This window comes from Desulfonispora thiosulfatigenes DSM 11270 (assembly GCF_900176035.1).
Lineage (GTDB): Bacteria > Bacillota > Peptococcia > Peptococcales > Desulfonisporaceae > Desulfonispora > Desulfonispora thiosulfatigenes.
The window spans coordinates 29,791-47,790 of sequence record NZ_FWWT01000012.1 but is presented as its reverse complement, the minus strand read 5'-3'; the positions used below and the strand labels follow the sequence as shown (position 1 = coordinate 47,790).

At 30.8% G+C, this 18,000-nt stretch carries 17 protein-coding genes; 15 read left to right on the top strand and 2 right to left on the bottom strand.

The window, feature by feature from the left end:
- The first annotated feature begins 16 nt into the window (after positions 1-16).
- The 8 genes from B8965_RS03265 to B8965_RS03230 all read left to right on the top strand — a co-directional run bounded on the left by B8965_RS03265 (position 17) and on the right by B8965_RS03230 (position 7,229).
- Complete coding sequence (locus tag B8965_RS03265; protein WP_084052434.1) at positions 17-565, top strand: TRAP transporter small permease subunit; 549 nt, start codon at positions 17-19, stop codon at positions 563-565.
- A 197-nt stretch (positions 566-762) separates the two neighbouring features.
- Positions 763-1,710: a sensor domain-containing diguanylate cyclase gene (locus tag B8965_RS03260; RefSeq protein WP_084052433.1), complete on the top strand. Its 948-nt coding sequence runs from the start codon at positions 763-765 to the stop codon at positions 1,708-1,710.
- A gap of 23 nt (positions 1,711-1,733) precedes the next feature.
- Positions 1,734-2,783: an AI-2E family transporter gene (locus tag B8965_RS03255; RefSeq protein ID WP_084052432.1), complete on the top strand. Its 1,050-nt coding sequence runs from the start codon at positions 1,734-1,736 to the stop codon at positions 2,781-2,783.
- 235 nt (positions 2,784-3,018) lie between these two features.
- Positions 3,019-4,533, top strand: coding sequence for an N-acetylmuramoyl-L-alanine amidase family protein (locus B8965_RS03250; RefSeq protein WP_084052431.1), 1,515 nt, complete (start codon positions 3,019-3,021; stop codon positions 4,531-4,533).
- A gap of 195 nt (positions 4,534-4,728) precedes the next feature.
- A complete protein-coding gene (locus B8965_RS03245; RefSeq protein ID WP_084052430.1) occupies positions 4,729-5,103 on the top strand; it encodes a GntR family transcriptional regulator in 375 nt (124 codons plus the stop codon).
- 2 nt (positions 5,104-5,105) lie between these two features.
- On the top strand, positions 5,106-5,954 hold the full coding sequence (locus tag B8965_RS03240) for an ABC transporter ATP-binding protein (protein ID WP_084052429.1): 849 nt from the start codon (positions 5,106-5,108) through the stop codon (positions 5,952-5,954).
- A 1-nt stretch (position 5,955) separates the two neighbouring features.
- Entirely contained in the window at positions 5,956-6,564 is a 609-nt protein-coding gene (locus tag B8965_RS03235) for an ABC-2 transporter permease (RefSeq protein ID WP_084052428.1), read from the top strand.
- A gap of 11 nt (positions 6,565-6,575) precedes the next feature.
- Complete coding sequence (locus B8965_RS03230; protein WP_084052427.1) at positions 6,576-7,229, top strand: ABC-2 transporter permease; 654 nt, start codon at positions 6,576-6,578, stop codon at positions 7,227-7,229.
- A 108-nt stretch (positions 7,230-7,337) separates the two neighbouring features.
- Here B8965_RS03230 and B8965_RS03225 read toward each other — a convergent pair whose 3' ends face one another.
- Together B8965_RS03225 and B8965_RS03220 are read right to left on the bottom strand one after the other, a co-directional pair.
- Positions 7,338-7,610 (bottom strand): type II toxin-antitoxin system YafQ family toxin, encoded by a 273-nt coding sequence (locus tag B8965_RS03225; protein WP_084052426.1) that lies wholly within the window; start codon positions 7,608-7,610, stop codon positions 7,338-7,340.
- Entirely contained in the window at positions 7,597-7,869 is a 273-nt protein-coding gene (locus B8965_RS03220; RefSeq protein WP_084052425.1) for a type II toxin-antitoxin system RelB/DinJ family antitoxin, read from the bottom strand. The genes B8965_RS03225 and B8965_RS03220 overlap by 14 nt, the downstream gene beginning before the upstream one ends.
- 321 nt (positions 7,870-8,190) lie before the next feature.
- On the opposite strand from B8965_RS03220, the gene B8965_RS03215 reads away from it, so the two are divergent.
- The 7 genes from B8965_RS03215 (at position 8,191) to B8965_RS03185 (ending at position 17,990) form a co-directional block, all read left to right on the top strand.
- Positions 8,191-8,580, top strand: a complete 390-nt coding sequence (locus tag B8965_RS03215) for a GntR family transcriptional regulator (RefSeq protein ID WP_084052424.1) — start codon at positions 8,191-8,193, stop codon at positions 8,578-8,580.
- The gene (locus B8965_RS03210; RefSeq protein WP_084052423.1) at positions 8,573-9,472 is read left to right on the top strand and encodes an ABC transporter ATP-binding protein; all 900 of its coding nucleotides are present in this window, start codon (positions 8,573-8,575) and stop codon (positions 9,470-9,472) included. The genes B8965_RS03215 and B8965_RS03210 overlap by 8 nt, the downstream gene beginning before the upstream one ends.
- On the top strand, positions 9,447-11,462 hold the full coding sequence (locus tag B8965_RS03205) for an ABC-2 family transporter permease (RefSeq protein WP_084052422.1): 2,016 nt from the start codon (positions 9,447-9,449) through the stop codon (positions 11,460-11,462). Before B8965_RS03210 ends, B8965_RS03205 begins: the two co-directional genes overlap by 26 nt.
- Positions 11,463-11,629: 167 nt before the next feature.
- Entirely contained in the window at positions 11,630-11,962 is a 333-nt protein-coding gene (locus B8965_RS03200; RefSeq protein ID WP_084052421.1) for a cupin domain-containing protein, read from the top strand.
- A gap of 16 nt (positions 11,963-11,978) precedes the next feature.
- Entirely contained in the window at positions 11,979-12,311 is a 333-nt protein-coding gene (locus B8965_RS03195; RefSeq protein WP_084052420.1) for a cupin domain-containing protein, read from the top strand.
- Positions 12,312-12,526: 215 nt separating this feature from the next.
- A complete protein-coding gene (locus tag B8965_RS03190) occupies positions 12,527-14,698 on the top strand; it encodes a type IA DNA topoisomerase (protein WP_084052419.1) in 2,172 nt (723 codons plus the stop codon).
- A gap of 145 nt (positions 14,699-14,843) precedes the next feature.
- A complete protein-coding gene (locus B8965_RS03185) occupies positions 14,844-17,990 on the top strand; it encodes a DEAD/DEAH box helicase (RefSeq protein WP_084052418.1) in 3,147 nt (1,048 codons plus the stop codon).
- Positions 17,991-18,000 lie beyond the last annotated feature (10 nt).

Below are 18,000 nucleotides of genomic sequence, written 5' to 3'. Positions count from 1 at the left end.
AGGTGTATTAGGCAAAATGAAATTTTGGAGTAAAGTTGAGCAAGGAATAGACCTTATGGCAGAATACTTAGGTAGAATTGGATGGGTGCTAGTTATATACTGTATGTCCCTTGGATTATTTGACGTTATCATGAGATACGCATTTAATAAACCTTCCTTATGGATAGGTACAACAATTCAGTACGCTATGGTTTTGTTGGCTTGCGTATCTGGGGCCTACGCTCTCAATAATGATGCTTTTGTTAAGCTAGATGTTTTTTATGCTAGCTTTTCTCCAAAGGTTAAAGCAATTTGTGATATTGCTACTTATGCGCTTACATTCCTTTATTTGTACGTATTAATTACAAAAGGAATAGATGCGGCTCAAGCATCATTTTTTACAAAGCAAGTGACAACAAATGCTGTTCCTATTCCACTTTATCATCTAAAAGCTGTAATCCCATTTGGAGCCTTCGCCGTACTATTAGTAGCAACGAAGAAACTTGTTCAAGATATATTAACTGTAACCGGTGTAAGAAAAGAAGACACTCCATCTGGTTCAAAGCTTTTTGACTCTCAAGTTTAGGTGATAGAGTAGAGAAAACCGTAGAAAGACTTAAATTACAAGTTTTTCTACGGTTTTATTATACCCAAATATATTAATAATTACCTCTTGAAAGATTATCTTAATAATAGTATGGTCTAAATATAATTAATTATAAGTTATTAGGAGATAAAAGATAGGATATGTATTATTGAAGGCATTTTTTAGGGAGGGATATCATGCCAGAACAATCAAAGAAAATGTTTCAGGCAGTTTTTGAGAACTCACCGGTTGGACTTGTTATTATTAATAAGGATACTACTTTGCGTAGTGTGAATAATTATATGTTTAATATGTTTAAACTCTCCCCAAAAGCTATTGAAGGTCAAAGGTTTGGAAATGTATTCAATTGTTCGATCGTTAGTGGTCAAGATGAAATTTGTGGAGATATAGAAATATGCAATCATTGTGGTATGAGAGCAGGTGTGCAGGCGGTTCTTAATGAAGGAATAACTATACCTGATACCGTTATGGATCATAACTTTACGATTAAAGATTTAGAACAGAAAAAATGGTTTAAAATCAGTGCATCACAAATCGTCTCGGAAGGAGATATTTTTGCTATAGTATCATTTGTAGATATTACTACGCAGAAGGAATATGAAGATCTTCTAAATAATCAATTATCACTTGATATGGCTACAGGTACAACAAATAAATATTCCCTTTTAAGTACTTTGAAGTTATTGACAGCTGGTAAGGAAAATTTAACAATCGCTATGATAGACTTTGATGATTTTAAAGTTATAAATGATACTTATGGACATGTAGTAGGTGATAAGGTTATTGATATTTTTTGTGTTGCAGCCTCAGCCAATACTAGGAAAAAAGATATTTTGGGTAGATTTGGTGGTGAAGAATTCATGCTAGTATCTACCGGGTCCTCTACTGGTTTACTCATAAAAGCATTGCGAAGAATTTACCAACTATTCCAAGAAGAATGCAATAAAAAACTTAATATCAACCCAACCTTTAGCGTGGGGATAGCACAATTTTCTTCTGAGAAAATGGCTGAAATGAATGTTGATGACATTATTGCTGAAGTAGATACCAATCTCTATCTTTCTAAGAGTAGAGGCAAAGATAAAATTACCGTTGAGGGTATTAGTATACCTTTTAAGAATTGAATTAGGCCTAAGGGGTGCGTGTTTTGAATGATAAAATAACAAAAACATTGGTTCAAATATTAATAACTATAACTATAATAATGTTATTTATGAAAATCCAACCAATTATACATCCTATACTTGAAATTATAGGGATAATTATTATACCTATAATTATAGGTGGTTTCTTTTATTATGCTTTGAGACCCTTAAAAAAGTTATTACTTAGATTCATAAAAAAGGATGGAATTGCATCCTTAATTACTATATTAATTGTTTTAATCATTATAATGGTTATTACTATATCTGGTGGAGAGGTAATAAAGGATCAATTTGAAGATGCCTTTATAAAAAACCAAGATAAGCTATTAAATTATAAAGAGTATTTAAATGGGAAACTTCATGAAGTTCTCCCAGATTTAAATATCCTTGAAAAAATAAATAATAACATTAAAACTTTAGTAACTAGTATTGCCTCAAACGCAACGGGTATATTTTCTGGCGTGGGGGATTTCACCACTCAATTAGTATTGATTCCCTTTATGTTATTCTATCTTTTAAAAGATGATAAGTATTTTAAAGAAAAGATATTTTTAAAGGTTCCTGGAAAATACAAGCCTGAAATAAAAGACATGTTTAAAAAATCGGATGATGTATTATCCACATATATAAATGGACAGCTTTTAGTAGCTGCAATAATTGGAAGCTTAATGTTTATTGGCTACTTAATTATTGGTATGCCAAATGCTTTACTCATGGGATCCTTTTCTCTTATAACCGCAGTTATACCCATATTAGGTGCCTTTTTAGGGATACTGCCTGCTATACTTGTAGCGCTTACTATAGACTTTGGACTGGTAATAAAAATAGCAATAACTGCTATAATAGTACAACAGTTAGAAGGAAATATAATTACACCTAAAATTATGGGAAATAAATTAAATTTACACCCCTTAGCCGTCATTATTATAATAATTGTAAGTATGAAATTACTTGGATTACTGGGTGCATTCATAGGAATCCCTTTATTTTTAGTGTTGGTGATTATATTTAAAACCTTGTTTAATTTAATTAAAAAAAGAGGGGAAAAGTAAAGATTTATAGATTATTTGCAGAAGCTAAATGATTAGCTTCTTTTTTTATACACATGAAAAGCATGTTAAAATATATATAATATTGCCTTTACAGGGAACTATGAGTAATGTTAAAACGTCTTAATAATATGTGCATTCTACTAAGAATTAAATATTACTAAATTTTAATAGCAGATTTTACATATGTTTTTTCTTTTATGATAAAATATGTGTATTTCAATATGGGAGGGATAATATGAAAAATATTCATAAAATATTCTTGTTATTAATTATATTATTAATTATGTCTACACCTGCGGTTGCAGCTAGTAATAATATGGATAATAACACGGAGCAGGTAAAGGGGATACCCATTTTACTAGATGGACAAGCATTATATACAAATCCGATGTCGTTTATAGACCCAAAGGATAGCTATACATTAGTTCCAGTGAGGTTTATAACGGAATCCTTAAACGCAAAGGTTGAGTGGGAAGAAAAGACTAAAAAGGTTACTGTAGTGCAGGGGAAAAATACAATTATAATGAATATAGATAGTAGAGTTGTCTATATAAACGGTACTAAAAAGACATTGGAGAAAGGAATTACCCCTAAACTAGTGAGGAATAGCACGATGGTTCCACTTAGATTTTTGAGCGAAACTTTTGGATATAAGGTAGATTATGATGATAAACTGAGAATGCCAATTATAGAAACATTTAAGATTGAGGAATCGAAAGTACATAATATAGTAGAAAAAAGTGGATATATTCATATAGATAAATCTGGCGAAATAGAATTTAAAAAGACTAAGTTAGAAAATCCTAAAAGAATTGTACTAGATTTATTAGATACAAGCGTGGATAAAAATTATGCAGAATATAATTCTAATATTAATGAATTAAAAAAGATAAGAGTGTCACAATTTGAATCAGATATATATGGTAAAGATAGAAAAGTTGTGCGCTTAGTTCTGGACCTAGATGAAGATTACATAGATTCAAATGTAGAAATAAAATCAGAAAAGGATAAAATGAGTTTATTTCTTAAATCTGGAGGAAAGGTTGAGGTAAAACCACCAGTAATTGCAAAGCCTTCTGAAGATAAAAAACCTTTGGAAAATACAAATCCTTCAGAAGACAAGAATTCCTCAGAAGAGGAGAAACCATCAGAAGACAAACAAATAATTATACCAAGACCACCAAATCCAGGTAAGAAGGTAATAGTAATAGATCCTGGTCATGGGGGAAATAAACCAGGTTGTTTTCAAAATGGTATCTATGAAAAAGATTTAGTTTTAGAGATTTCAAAGAAATTAGATAAAGCTCTGGTTTCTAATAATTATACTTCGATTATGACTAGAGATGATGATTTTGATGTGGACTTTAAAGATAGATCAGGGATAGCTAATAAAAATGTAGCAGATTTATTCGTAAGTATACATGCAAATTCGGCTAACCCAGCAGCTTCAGGAGTGGAAGTCTGGTATAATTCTAAGGATAAGAAATATAGTAGTGGAGATGATTCTAAATATTTAGCAAAAACATTATCTGAAGAAATTTCAAAAGCAACAGAGGCTAATAACAGGGGGCCTAAGGTAGGAAATGGATTGATTGTGTTAAAACCTACAGAAAGTGCATCCGTATTAATTGAAGTTGGTTTTTTAAGTAATGCAGAAGAAGCAGAAAAACTTCAACAGGAAGAATACCAGAATAAGGTAGTTGGGGCCATAATTAGGGGTATAGATAAATACTTTAGAGAAATATATTGAATGTATAAAGCAGAGCCAATTCTTTGATATAAGAGGGCTTCTGCTTTTTTTATGGGTAAGTTAACCTTTAATTTACCATATAAATACTTTTAAAACAGAAATTTGTTGACATCACTGTTAACTGTACATATACTGTATATATAATTTATAAACAGTATATACCGAATAAACAAAGAGTACAGAAGGAGAGATACTATGAGTATTATTATCTCTAATTCTTCTAATGAACCTATTTATGAACAGATAACTAATCAGATAAAAGGCATGATAATAAAGGGAGAGCTTCAAGAAGGGGAGGGGTTACCTTCTATTCGGGCGCTTGCTAGAGATTTGCAGATATCTGTTATCACTACTAAAAGGGCATATGAAGAATTAGAAAAGGAAGGTTTTATAGTAACTATGCAGGGCAAAGGTTCCTTTGTTGCACAGCAAAACAATGAGCTATTAAAGGAAAAAAAATTAAAAATAATTGAAGAAAAACTATTAGATGTGGTTAAGGAAAGTAAATTATTAGGAATTGATTACAAGGAAATAGAAGAAATGCTCCAAATTTTATTTCAGGAGGTATAAAGATGTTAAAAATAGATGATCTTAGCAAAGGTTTTAAGAATTTCAAATTAGATAATGTATCTTTTAATTTAGAGCCAGGATATATCATGGGCTTTATTGGCCCTAATGGCGCAGGAAAGAGTACGACCATTAAGCTTATTATGAACCTTTTAAAAAAGGATTCAGGTAGTATAAAAATTTTTGGTAAAGATAATGTAAAACATGAAAAAGAGATTAAAGATAGAATTGGGTTTGTTTATGATTCTTCCTATTTTTATGAAGACCTTTCTATAAAGCAAATGAAAAATATTATCGCCCCTTTTTATAGTAAGTGGAGTGATAATACCTTTGAGATGTATGTAAAAAGATTTGAATTAGACCCTAAGCAAAAAATTAAAAAACTTTCTAAAGGAATGAAAATGAAGTTCTCTCTTGCTATTGCTCTTTCGCACGAGGCAGATTTAATAATAATGGATGAACCAACTTCTGGTCTTGATCCTGTCTTCAGGAGAGAAATTTTAGATGTTTTATATGACATTATTCAAGATGAAAACAAATCTATCTTCTTTTCTACTCATATTACCACAGACTTAGAAAAAATTGCAGATTATATTACTTTTATTAATAAAGGTAATATTGAGTTTTCTAAAGCTAAAGATGATATCTTAGAGTCCTTTAGCATTGTAAAAGGTAGCCCAGATCTTTTAGATGATGATATGCGTAAGAACTTTATTTATATCAGGGAAACAAAAGTAGGTTTTGAAGGTTTAACAGAAAATATAACAAAGGTGAAATCCTTAACACATGATAAAGTATTAATAGAAAAGCCAAGTCTGGAAGATATTATGGTTTATACTGCGGGGAGGAAGTAAAATGCTTGCATTATTAAAAAGAGATTTTATTTTAAGTTATGGGAATAGGCAAACATACTTTTTAATGCTTATCTTTCCGCTAATGATGTTAGTGATTATGAGTATGGATAATCCTGAAACACTAGTATCATTAAGCATTGTGGCTTCTACGTACTTTATATCAATGATGCCTTTTGCCTATGAATGGAGTTATCGTAACCGTCTATTTTTTGATTCTTTACCCATAAAGAAGTGGGAGGTTGTCTTTAGTAAATATATTTCTATTTTAATTAACTATGGATTTTCTGTTGTTTATATTTACTTATTCTTTGGAGCTTTAGAAATTTTAGGATTAAATATCGGATATAATTTTTCTCTTTCAATGATAAAGCATACTTTTTTTATTTCTTTATTTTCGTTATCGATAGCAGTACCTTTAATATATCTACTACCTGCTAAAATTGCTCGTATTATTTATATTTTTATCTATGTAATAATCACTAATATATTTGTGCTAGGTGATGCAACTACAATAGTAGAATTAGTGCAAGGACCATTTTTTATTACAGGTATTTATTTAGTTTCTGGACTTATCTCTACTTTTATTTATAAGCACAGGGATCTACGTTAGGAGGTGTAAAAGTGAAGGCTTTAATTATCAAAGATTTTCGTTTATTAAAATATTTAAATATTTCCCATGTAATAGTAGGAGGTATTTTTGCCTTTGTTGGGGTAACCATGAAAGAACCATTTTTATCACAAATAGTGTTTGTTTTTCTTGTTTTTTTATTAACATACATGTCTGCGATGTTTATCTCAGTTAGGGAAGCAAAAATCCAGGGAGATATTATTTTAAACTCTCTACCTGTTAAAAAAGGTGAAATAGTCAAAGCTAGGTATCTATCCTTGTTTTTTTATAGCATAATTATCAGTGGTTATATTTATGTAGTTGGTTTTTTTACGGATATTTTTATGGGGCCAGTTAATTTTCCTAACTTTTCTACTATTTTGGTGGCTATAAGCCTTTCCTTAATGTTTTTAGTTTTTTCTTTACCCTTTCAATATTATAGTATTGGAAAGGTGCAAATATTTAATGGAATATTTTACATGTGCTTAATTCTAATTCCGAATATTTTTAATCGCTATAGAGATGATATTTTTGAGACGGATTTTGTTAAGTATTTATTATCATTAGATTTTACAATCGTAAGTATTATATTATTTGCACTTGCGATAGCACTTTATGTTTTTTCATTTACAGTTTCTCTTACAATTTATAAAAATAAAGAGTTTTAATGAGGAAGAAAGTGTCCTGATATAATATTATAATATTTTATCAGGACACCTTTTTTAGAATAATTTAAAAGTTAATCTATAAATTTCAAATATTTTATGTTCATTTATTTAAAATAAATCACTATGTGAACCTGCTCGTGTTAAGGAGAGTGTCAGCATATCATCTTCAATTTTATAAATAAGTAACCAATCGGGTAAGATATGACATTCTCTATGTCCAGCATAACGACCAACCAATACGTGATCTTTATATTTTGGAGGTAATGGTTTTTCAGTACAAAGCATTTCTAATACTTCTTCTAATAATTTTATATTATACCCTCGTTTTACTAATGTTTTATAATCCTTCTTAAACTTGTTAGAATATCTAATTTTCAGCATTTAAGTCCACCATCAGTTCTTCAACACTATTAAATGTCCTACTCATGCCTCTATTATTGTTAACATCATCTATTGCTTGGAGGGTTTCTCTGTTGGGCTCATCAAGACGTAGCTCGAAAGGAATGCCGCCATAACGTACAGATGTTTTTAAGAAGATAGTCAATGCTGTTGACATATTCATTCCAAGTTCAGAAAAAACCTTCTCAGCTTTTGCCTTTAATTCTGCGTCTACACGTACATTTAAGTTTTTCATTGACATAAAATAAACGCCTCCTTTTGATATTAGTATATTCACTTATGTAGATAATGTAAATACAATAGCATGGATTTATCATTATTATTGTGTAGATAACCATTACTTTTATACTTGTAATACAGTAGGGATGATTTTATCAATTTCTATCACCTCGATAGTAGCAGGGGTTTTATTATGGTTCAAAAGGTAAGATCCTTTTAGAATTAAACCTTGACAAAAGGAAGTCTATGGAATAAATTAAATGTGTACTACATATGATAATACAGATAACACACATAACACGCATAACACACGAAATACACAAAAGGGATAGGGGGGTGAAATATGTTTCAGTTAGATTTTAAAAGTAGAAAAGCCTTATATGAGCAAATAATAGATAAATTCAAACAAATTATAATTAAAGATGTTTTAAAGCCTGATGAACAAATGCCTTCAGTAAGGGATTTAGCAAAAGAATTAACAATTAACCCCAATACAATTCAAAAGGCATATCGAGAGCTTGAGCGGCAGGGTTATATTTATACTGTAAAGGGTCGGGGCAATTTTGTTTCGCCAATGATAGAAAAGGTTGATGATGCTAGTATGAATCAATTAAAACAAGAAATTCATAAAAACTTATCGGAGCTTATTTATTTAGGTGTAAAAAAGCAAGAATTAATAGAGCTAGTTGAAAAAACATTTACGGAGCTGAAAGGAGGAAGTAACGATGATTGAAGTAAAAAACTTAAGTAAATCCTTTGAAGCCTTTAAAGCACTAAAGGATGTCAATCTTAAGGTAAAGAAAGGATCAATTTATGGGTTAATTGGAGCTAATGGCTCTGGTAAAACTACTTTAATAAAACACCTCGTGGGTGTTTACAAGCAAGATGAAGGCGAAGTTATTATAAATGGAAAAGATATTTATGAAAATAATGAAGTAAAAAGTACTCTGGGATACATAGCTGATGATTTATACCATTTTCCAATGTATAGTATCAAGGATATGGCTCACTTTTATAAAAAATTATATCCTAACTGGAATGAAGATAGATATAAAAGTTTATTAGAAATATTTGAATTAGATGCAAAAAGACGTATCAGTAGATTGTCTAAAGGTATGCAAAAACAGGTAGCCTTTATTTTAACTCTTTCTATTATGCCAGACATTATGATTTTAGATGAACCAATTGATGGTTTAGATCCTTTAATGAGAAAAAGGGTCTGGAAACTTATTGTCGAAGACGTGGCTGAAAGAGAGATAAGTGTTCTTATTTCATCTCATAACCTCAAAGAACTAGAAGACATCTGTGATCATGTAGGAATTATGAATAAGGGAACGATTCTTTTAGAAAGGGACTTAGATGAAATGAAAAGCGATATTCATAAGATTCAAGTTTCCTTTAAAACAGATAATTTAAAGGATTTAAGAGAGCAAGTAGAAATTTTACATGAAGAAAAACGTGGAAGTGTAAGTTTATTAATAGTTAAAGGTGAGAAAGAAGAGGTAATAAAAATATTCAATAAATACAATCCTATTATTATGGATATTTTACCCCTTACTTTAGAAGAAATATTTATTTATGAATTAGGAGGTGCAGGATATGAAATACAAAACCTCATATTTTAATATGCCAATGATTTTAGAAGATTTTAAAAGGTTATGGGGACTATCAGCTCTCTATTTTATTTCGCTTTTTTTTACAGGGCCTCTACCAATAATGCTCAGAATGGGAGATAAAGACAGAAGTATAACATACATAGTTGAAAGTTTCTTAAAGCCTAGGGGCTTTGAAATTCAAGGGTTTTATTCTATTGTGTTTGCAATTTTACTATCTTTGTTAATATATAGATATCTTCATACTATTAACTCAACAACGGTTATTCACTCCTTTCCAATTACTAGAAAGCAATTGTTTCACAGTCATAGTGTAGCAGGTTTTATACTTATCATTATTCCTGTACTTATCAATATGCTATTTTTACTAGGATTAATGGTAGCAAGTAATGATGGTAGTATATTTTATCAAGAAGTATTTACCACTAATGCTATAATGGCTTGGACGGGTAAGACATTATTAGGAAATATTATCGTATATTTAATCTCTAGCTTAGTAGCAATGGTAACAGGAACTAGTATTGTTCAAGGAGTTTTATCACTTATCTTTATCTTTTTACCTATAGGATTAGGTAGTCTGATACTAGTAAATTTAGATCAATTGGTTTATGGATTTGCAGGAATTCATAGTGATGTTGAAAGTTTTCTACTTAAGATTATACCAGTAACCGGTATTTGGACTATTGAAAAAATAGACATAAGTCAAATATTATGGTATTTAATATTAGGTTTAATTTTATACATAATAGCCTTACAGTTTTACAAAATAAGGAGTTTAGAAAGAGCAACAGATCCTATTACTTTAGAAGGTTTAAAGCCAATTTTTAAATATGGTGTTACATTTTGTTCAATGGTATTAGGTGGTGCATATTTTTACTCCGTAATAAGAGTAGATGCATGGCTTTATCTAGGATACGCAATAGGAGGATTTCTAGGATATTTAATTGCGGAGATGCTTCTTAAAAAAACTATTTGGGTATTTAAAAATATAAAAGGTTTTGTAATTTACTCTTTAATAATCATGATTGTCTTTGTAGGCATAAAGCTTGATTTTACGGGATATGAAAAAAGGATACCTGAGGTAGGTCGAGTGCAAAATGCCTACTATGGGAATGGTTCATCCCACCAGTATAGGTATGGAGAACAAGAAGGGTTAAAAAAATTAGAAAATATTGAATTAATAAGAGAACTTCACCAGGAAATGATAGAAAATAAAAAAGAGTTTATGAATATGGCAAAAAAACGTGCTTATAATACAGTGAGTATAGCTTATGAGTTAGAAAATGGTAAGAAGATATATAGAGATTATGAAGCACCAGATGAATTTGTACAGAAAAATCCTACTATTAAGAAGATATTTGAAACTATGGAGTATAAGAGGAAGTATCACAATATCTTTAAAGTAGATACTGAGGCGATAGACTATATTGAGATCAACCCAGATTATATTTACCAAGTTAATAAAAGTATAAAAATTATCAATAAAGATGAAATAAAAGAATTAACTCAGGCATTAAAAATGGATCTTTTAGATGAATCTTATGAAGAACATTATAGTAATATTATTCCCTGGGCTAGTATAAATGTAAGGACTAAGGCCAGTGTTGAAATGGAAACAAATGACGAAAAGGAATCGAAATATAGTCATATTGATGTAACTTGGAAAAAATCTTATAGCATGACAGCTAAATGGTTAAAAGACAAAGGTTATTATGAAAAGGTAAGGGTTATGCCTGAGGATATTAACTCTATAGTAGTAGGAAAAGTAGAAAAAGAGATGGATAGAGTATATTCTGCATTTGAGTTAGAAAAGTTAGCTAAAGATCAAACGGTAAAAATTAAGGATAAGGAAAAGATTGAGTATCTTTTAACTAATCAAGAAGGAGAATCATATTTGGGTAATTCATATTATATGGGTGTATACCTTAATAATGGCAATAAGATTTTAGGTTATATTAGTGAAGAAAAGGTACCGAGAGAAATAAAGGATGCTTTAAAATAATACATTAAAAAAACACTCTGCTATGAATTGCCTGTCTACTTTAAGGCAAAATTATTAAGCCGAGTGTTTTTCTATTTAACAAGAAGGAAGAAAGCATTAATTATTGAATTAAATGATATAAGACTAGAGATAATATCTATTATGATGCTTAAAGGGGTGAAATATTAATGGCTACTTTAAGAAATTTACCACAGGATATGCCTAAATTATTAGCAGAGTTAATAAGTCCAAAGAAAAACCAAATAATTAGTATGGCTCTTGCCCAAAGTGAGCATTTACAAATTACGTTGCTTACCTTTGCAGATAATGAGAACGTGAGTGAAGAAGAATATTTTGGTGATACGATGTATTACATTGTTGAAGGTGAAGCAATAATTACCCAAGGAGAAAATGTACATCACTTAAAGGCAGGAGATGTATTTATGGTACCAGCACATGTTTTACATGAAATCGCTGCTAAAGGTGCCTTTAAGGTTTTGCAAATCACAGTAAATGAATAAAAAGGAGGATTATATTATGGATGAAATGATTAAAAATATTGAACATAGCACAGCATATACACTTACCGATTTGGTAGAATATGAACCAGGAAGAGTTGCAAGTCTAACTCTTGCACAAAAGCCTGGAGTAGGAATTACGCTTTTTGCTTTTGCGCAAGGAGAAGGCGTAAGTACTCATGCAGCTCCTGGAGATGCAATGGTTATTATTTTAGACGGAGAAGCAGAAGTTACTATTGATGGAAAGTCACAAGTAGCTAAAACAGGACAGACAATTGTATTGCCAGCTAATATACCGCATGCAGTAAAATCAATTACTAATTTTAAAATGTTATTGACTGTTGTAAAATAAGGTTAGTTTAAGATTTAAGTATTAGCTTAAATTAATAAATACTCACACTATTGATTTTTTAAATAAAGTAATATAGATTGTAAAAGAATGGAGAGCTGATGCTAGCCATTCTTTTTTGTTTAGTATAAAATATTTTATTATGCCATTTTATCAAATATTTAACTTATAAATAAAAAAGCTGTTCTTTTAACTAAATTACTTATGGAGGTGGGAATATACTTAAATTAATTATCACAGAAAAGCCTTCTGTTGCCAAAAATATTGCAGACGCTTTAAAAATTAAACATAAGAGTGACGGTTATTTTGAAGGTAATGGCTATATTATTACATGGGCATTTGGACATTTACTAGAACTTTATGATGCAAAGGACTATGATGAAAAGATGGCAAGATGGAGTCTAGCAAACTTCCCTTTTATTCCATCAAATTTCCGGTACAAGGTCAAAAGTGATCCCCGAAATCGTGGAAAAGAAGATCTAGGAGCTAAAAAGCAGTTGAAAATAATTTATAGTTTAATGAAAAGAAATGACGTAGAGATGATTATTTCAGCGTGCGATTTTGATAGAGAAGGCCAAATTATAGGAGATACGATTATTTACAATTTTAAGACCCAGAAAAAAGTATACAGGCTTCTGCAAAATGAATGGACCCCAGATGAAGTGCTGAAAGGACTTCAAAACATTAAGCCTAATATTGAAATGAAACCACTTCAAGATGCTGGTATTGGTCGCCAGTGGGCTGACTGGGTTATCGGAATCAACTTAACTTCAGTAGCAACACTTCAGTATCAAAAAGGCTCCAGAAAGGTATTGAATATTGGAAGAGTATTAATGCCGACCTTAAAGGTTATTTATGACCGAGATAAGGAAATTGAGAATTTTGTTCCAAAGAAGTTCTATAAACTTGAAGCTACTTTTAAAACTAGAGATGAAAAAGAATACAAAGGAACATATCTTGAAAATGAAATAGAAAAGTTCGAATCAAAGGAAGTACTTGAACTGATTAAACAAGCTCTTGCAAATCAAATGGCATCCATCGACGATAAACAAGTTGAGAAAAAAAGGGAGTATCCCCCTTACTTATTTAATCTTTCAAATTTACAAGGCTATATTACCAGCAAATACAAAGGTTGGACATCTGAAAAAGTTTTAAAGATAGCCCAGTCGCTTTATGAAAAGAAGTATATTACTTACCCAAGGACTGCAAGCGTGGTATTAGAGGAAAGTCTAGTAGGCAAGTCTGCAAAAGTACTAGACACTTTAAAAATAGGATTGCCATATGAGAATGAAATTAAATTTGCTAAATTAAAACGTGTTTTTGACAATTCAAAGGTCGAGAGTCATAGCGCAATTATACCAACATATTTAATTCCTAAAAGTTTAACAATTGATGAACAAATGGTGTATACAGCTATAAAAAACCGTTTTATTATGCAATTCATGCCCGTCGCGGAACATGAAGAGACAAAGATAATTACAAAGGTTAATAATAGTGAAATAAAGGGACGGTTTATATCTAAAGGACGGGTCCAATTGGTCGAAGGTTGGAAAAAAGTTGAGAAGATTGAATCAAAAGATACAATTTTACCATTAGTGAAGATAAATGATAGCGTAAGTATTGAAAATAATAAATTATCATCGCACACTACAAAGCCACCTAAGTATCATACTGAAAAAACTTTACTAAGAGTGATGGAGACATGTGGGAAAGGCTATGAGGATGATGATAGCGAAGAAATGATGGCTGCAATTTTAAGTGGTTATAGTATAGGTACGCCAGCTACAAGAGCAGGGACAATAAAAAAATTAAAAGATGTCGGTTATATTGTGGGACAAAATAAAAACTTAACCTGCACAGAACTGGGGAAAAAAATTGTAACAGCTTTTCCAATAAAAGAATTATTTGATTTAGAGTTTACGGGTAGATTAGAGAAAACCTTATCTGATATTGAAAAACAAAAGTTTACTAAAGAAGCATTCCTTGAATTGATTTATGAATTTACTACTACTGCTGTTAAGAAAATAAAAAGCGAACAAAAGGTAATTATTAATGAAGTCCAATCAACTAAAGGTCAACAAATCGAAAAAGAGTATGAAGTACTGGGAAAATGTCCCCTGTGTGGTCAAGGAATAATTGAAGGAACTAAAGGATACGGTTGTAGCAACTGGAGAAACGGTTGTAAATTTGTTATTTGGAAAAATGATGAGTTTTTAGCTTCTGTGAAAAAGAAACTAACAAAAACGATGGTGAAAATGTTTTTGAAGAATGGAGAAGTAACAGTCAAAGGACTAACAAGCAAAGATGGTAATAAGTTTGATGCTGTTATGAGTTATGAAAAAAATGAAGAAAACGAAATTTTCAGTTGGAAAATGAAGCTTGATAATTAAAGAAACAATGAAATAGCATAGCTTTAGGGCTTATTATATAATGGAATTTGATGGGCATTACATGTTAATCTAAACTGTGAATACATATAGAGAGTATAAAGATTAGGTTAAGGAGATTGTTTTCTATTATTAAGGAGGATTAAAAATGCTAAAACCAGGATTATATGAACTAGTCATCAATAAAGAGTTGGGACAAGAACTTGATAAAAATAAGGACAAGTTAATTCAGACTGCGCCTATTGATAATGCAGAATCCTCCAAAATTTTAGCAAAGTACATATCTGAAATTATTGAAAAAGGCCTAGATAATGTCAAGGATAATGGGGGAGATATGCTGGCTCAAATTGTACTTGCAAATAAGATTGTGACTACTATAAAAGAAGAAACTAAAGAAGCTATCTTTGATTTATTGTCTGTGGATGAACGTGCTGAACAACTTCTTGCACTTTTGGATATTAAAAATAATATATATGCAATTAATAAAAAAGCTGAAATTATTAGACCTGAAACTTCTATAGCACAAAGTTCTCTTTTTACTGGTGCTGTGCATGAACCCCAGATGTTTACTGAACTTAAAAAGGAAATAATTTCATGTAATAAAATTGATATGTTAGTATCTTTTATTAAGTGGAGTGGATTACGTTTAATTATAGATGAACTCAGAGAATTTACAAATGATGGAGGAAAACTTCGTATTATAACTACATCTTACATGGGTGCTACGGATGTAAAAGCTATAGAAGAATTAAGAAAATTACAGAATACAGAAATAAAGGTTAGTTATGACACAAAACGCACACGACTTCATGCAAAAACATACGTATTTTATCGTGGCACAGGCTTTACTACTGCATATATTGGCTCATCAAATCTTTCGAATGCTGCTATTTCTAGTGGACTTGAATGGAATGTAAAAGCAACTCAAAAAGATCTACCAGATACAATTAAAAAGATTAACGCTACTTTTGAAAGTTATTGGAATTCCACTGAATTTGAGGAATATTCTAAGGATCAAAGAAAACGTTTAGAACTTGCTTTAAAAGGGGAAAAATATTTTGAAAATAATATCGACATTCCTTATGCTTTTGATATAAATCCTTACCCTTATCAGCAAGAAATTTTAGATCAATTGAAAGCTGAACGTGAAGTTCGTGGTAATTATAGAAACTTAATTGTTGCAGCAACAGGTACTGGAAAGACTGTTATTTCAGCATTTGATTATAAAAATTTTTGTAAAACGTATGGAAATAGGCTGGTTAGAATTTTGTTTGTAGCTCATCGTGAAGAAATATTAAAGCAGGCTAGAGCTTGCTTTAAAGGTGTTTTAAAAGATGCCAATTTTGGTGATTTATTTGTTGGAGGTCATAAGCCAGAAAATATCGACCATTTGTTCATTTCTGTTCAGACTTTTAATTCCAAAGACCTAACTAGTAAAACTACCCCAGACTTTTATGACTTTATTATAATAGATGAATTTCATCATGCAGCGGCACCAACATACCAAAAATTATTATTTTATTATAAGCCAAAAATATTATTAGGTCTTACTGCGACCCCTGAACGTATGGATGGTAAAAATATCTTAGAGTATTTTAATAATCGTATAGCCGCAGAAATCCGTTTACCAGAAGCTATTAATCGTAAACTATTATGTCCATTTCAATATTTTGGTGTAACAGATACCGTTAACCTTGATAGTCTGAAATGGGTACGTGGGGGATATGATAAGGCAGAACTTTCAAAAATATATACTTTTTCGGGTATGATTGCTAAAAAGCGTGCTAATATGATAATTGAGGCTATTTTAAAGTACGTTACAGATTTAAATGAAGTAAGAGGATTAGGATTTTGTGTTTCGATTGAACATGCAGAGTTTATGGCGAAATTATTTAATGAACATAATATTCCATCTATCTGTTTATCAGGGAATTCACCACAAAAAGAAAGAGATTCAGCACAGCAAAAACTTGTGTATGGTGAAATTAAGTTTATTTTTGTGGTTGATATATATAACGAAGGTATAGACATTCCTGAAGTAAACACTGTTCTATTTTTACGTCCAACAGAGTCATTGACCGTATTTTTACAGCAGCTAGGACGTGGGCTGCGTTTAGCTGAAAATAAGGATTGTCTCACTGTTCTTGATTTTATTGGTCAAGCAAACAAGAAGTATAATTTTGAAAATAAGTTTGCTGCACTATTAGCAAATTCTACAAAAGGAATAGATAGGGAAATTAAAGATGGTTTTATTTCTGTTCCTAAAGGATGCTATATTCAGCTAGAACGTAAAGCAAAAAAATATATATTAGACAATATTCGTTCATCCTTTGGAACAAAGGTGGGTATCATTTCACGTATTGCAAATTTTGAAGAAGATACAGATAAAAAGTTAACCTTAGAAAATTTTATTAATCATTATCAGTTAGACATTCGCACTATATATACAAGGAATAGTTTCTCACGGCTTTGTGTTGAGGCGGGGGTAAGGGAGAATTTCGATGAAAAATTAGAAAATATTTTAACAAAAGCATTTGCGAAAATTTGTGCTATTGATTCAAGAAGGTGGTTGTCATTTTTGATTGAAGTTTTGCCGGAGGTAGGAAGTTTAGACCTTAACAAACTAAGTAAAGGGCAAATAAGAATGCTTCAAATGTTTCAATTTACTGTATGGCAGAAATCCTACGAAGAATGCGGATTTTCTAGTCTTAAAGATGGTTTGGTGGAGATCCAGAAAAATTTAGTTTTATATAGTGAATTAATAGAGATCCTTAAATATAAATTTGATCATATCAATTTTATAGATATATCAATTGATTTAGGTTTTGATTGTCCTCTTGATGTCCATTGTAAATATACAAGAGATCAAATCTTTGTGGCACTTGATTATCTAAAACCTAGTGTCATACGTCAAGGCGTAAAATGGCTACCTGAAAAGAATTTGGATGTCTTTATTATCACGCTAAACAAGGCTCTGAAAGATTATTCTCCAACTACTATGTATAATGATTACTCTATTAATGAGTGGTTATTCCATTGGCAGAGTCAAAGTACAACGTCCGAGGAATCGATAACAGGAAAACGCTATATTAATCACCGTAAACAAGGTTTTAAGGTGCTTTTATTCGTTCGTGAATTTAATACTGATTTAGCTGGGACTGCTCCATTTACTTTTTTAGGCACCGCAAACTATGTGAAACATGAAGGAAGTAGACCAATGAATATTACTTGGAAACTAGACAACCCAATACCAGCTAAATTCTTAAAAAGAACAAATAAGTTAGTAGTGGGATAAAAGTTCATAA

Excerpts from the sequence above, each read along its gene's own strand:
- B8965_RS03245 (WP_084052430.1), top strand. The coding sequence starts at position 4,729 with ATGAGTATTATTATCTCTAATTCTTCTAATGAACCTATTTATGAACAG.
- B8965_RS03220 (WP_084052425.1), bottom strand. The coding sequence starts at position 7,869 with ATGTCAATGAAAAACTTAAATGTACGTGTAGACGCAGAATTAAAGGCA.
- B8965_RS03210 (WP_084052423.1), top strand. The coding sequence starts at position 8,573 with ATGATTGAAGTAAAAAACTTAAGTAAATCCTTTGAAGCCTTTAAAGCA.
- B8965_RS03225 (WP_084052426.1), bottom strand. The coding sequence starts at position 7,610 with ATGCTGAAAATTAGATATTCTAACAAGTTTAAGAAGGATTATAAAACA.
- B8965_RS03215 (WP_084052424.1), top strand. The coding sequence starts at position 8,191 with ATGTTTCAGTTAGATTTTAAAAGTAGAAAAGCCTTATATGAGCAAATA.
- B8965_RS03240 (WP_084052429.1), top strand. The coding sequence starts at position 5,106 with ATGTTAAAAATAGATGATCTTAGCAAAGGTTTTAAGAATTTCAAATTA.
- B8965_RS03265 (WP_084052434.1), top strand. The coding sequence starts at position 17 with ATGAAATTTTGGAGTAAAGTTGAGCAAGGAATAGACCTTATGGCAGAA.
- B8965_RS03260 (WP_084052433.1), top strand. The coding sequence starts at position 763 with ATGCCAGAACAATCAAAGAAAATGTTTCAGGCAGTTTTTGAGAACTCA.
- B8965_RS03250 (WP_084052431.1), top strand. The coding sequence starts at position 3,019 with ATGAAAAATATTCATAAAATATTCTTGTTATTAATTATATTATTAATT.
- B8965_RS03235 (WP_084052428.1), top strand. The coding sequence starts at position 5,956 with ATGCTTGCATTATTAAAAAGAGATTTTATTTTAAGTTATGGGAATAGG.
- B8965_RS03205 (WP_084052422.1), top strand. The coding sequence starts at position 9,447 with ATGAAATACAAAACCTCATATTTTAATATGCCAATGATTTTAGAAGAT.
- B8965_RS03195 (WP_084052420.1), top strand. The coding sequence starts at position 11,979 with ATGGATGAAATGATTAAAAATATTGAACATAGCACAGCATATACACTT.
- B8965_RS03200 (WP_084052421.1), top strand. The coding sequence starts at position 11,630 with ATGGCTACTTTAAGAAATTTACCACAGGATATGCCTAAATTATTAGCA.
- B8965_RS03185 (WP_084052418.1), top strand. The coding sequence starts at position 14,844 with ATGCTAAAACCAGGATTATATGAACTAGTCATCAATAAAGAGTTGGGA.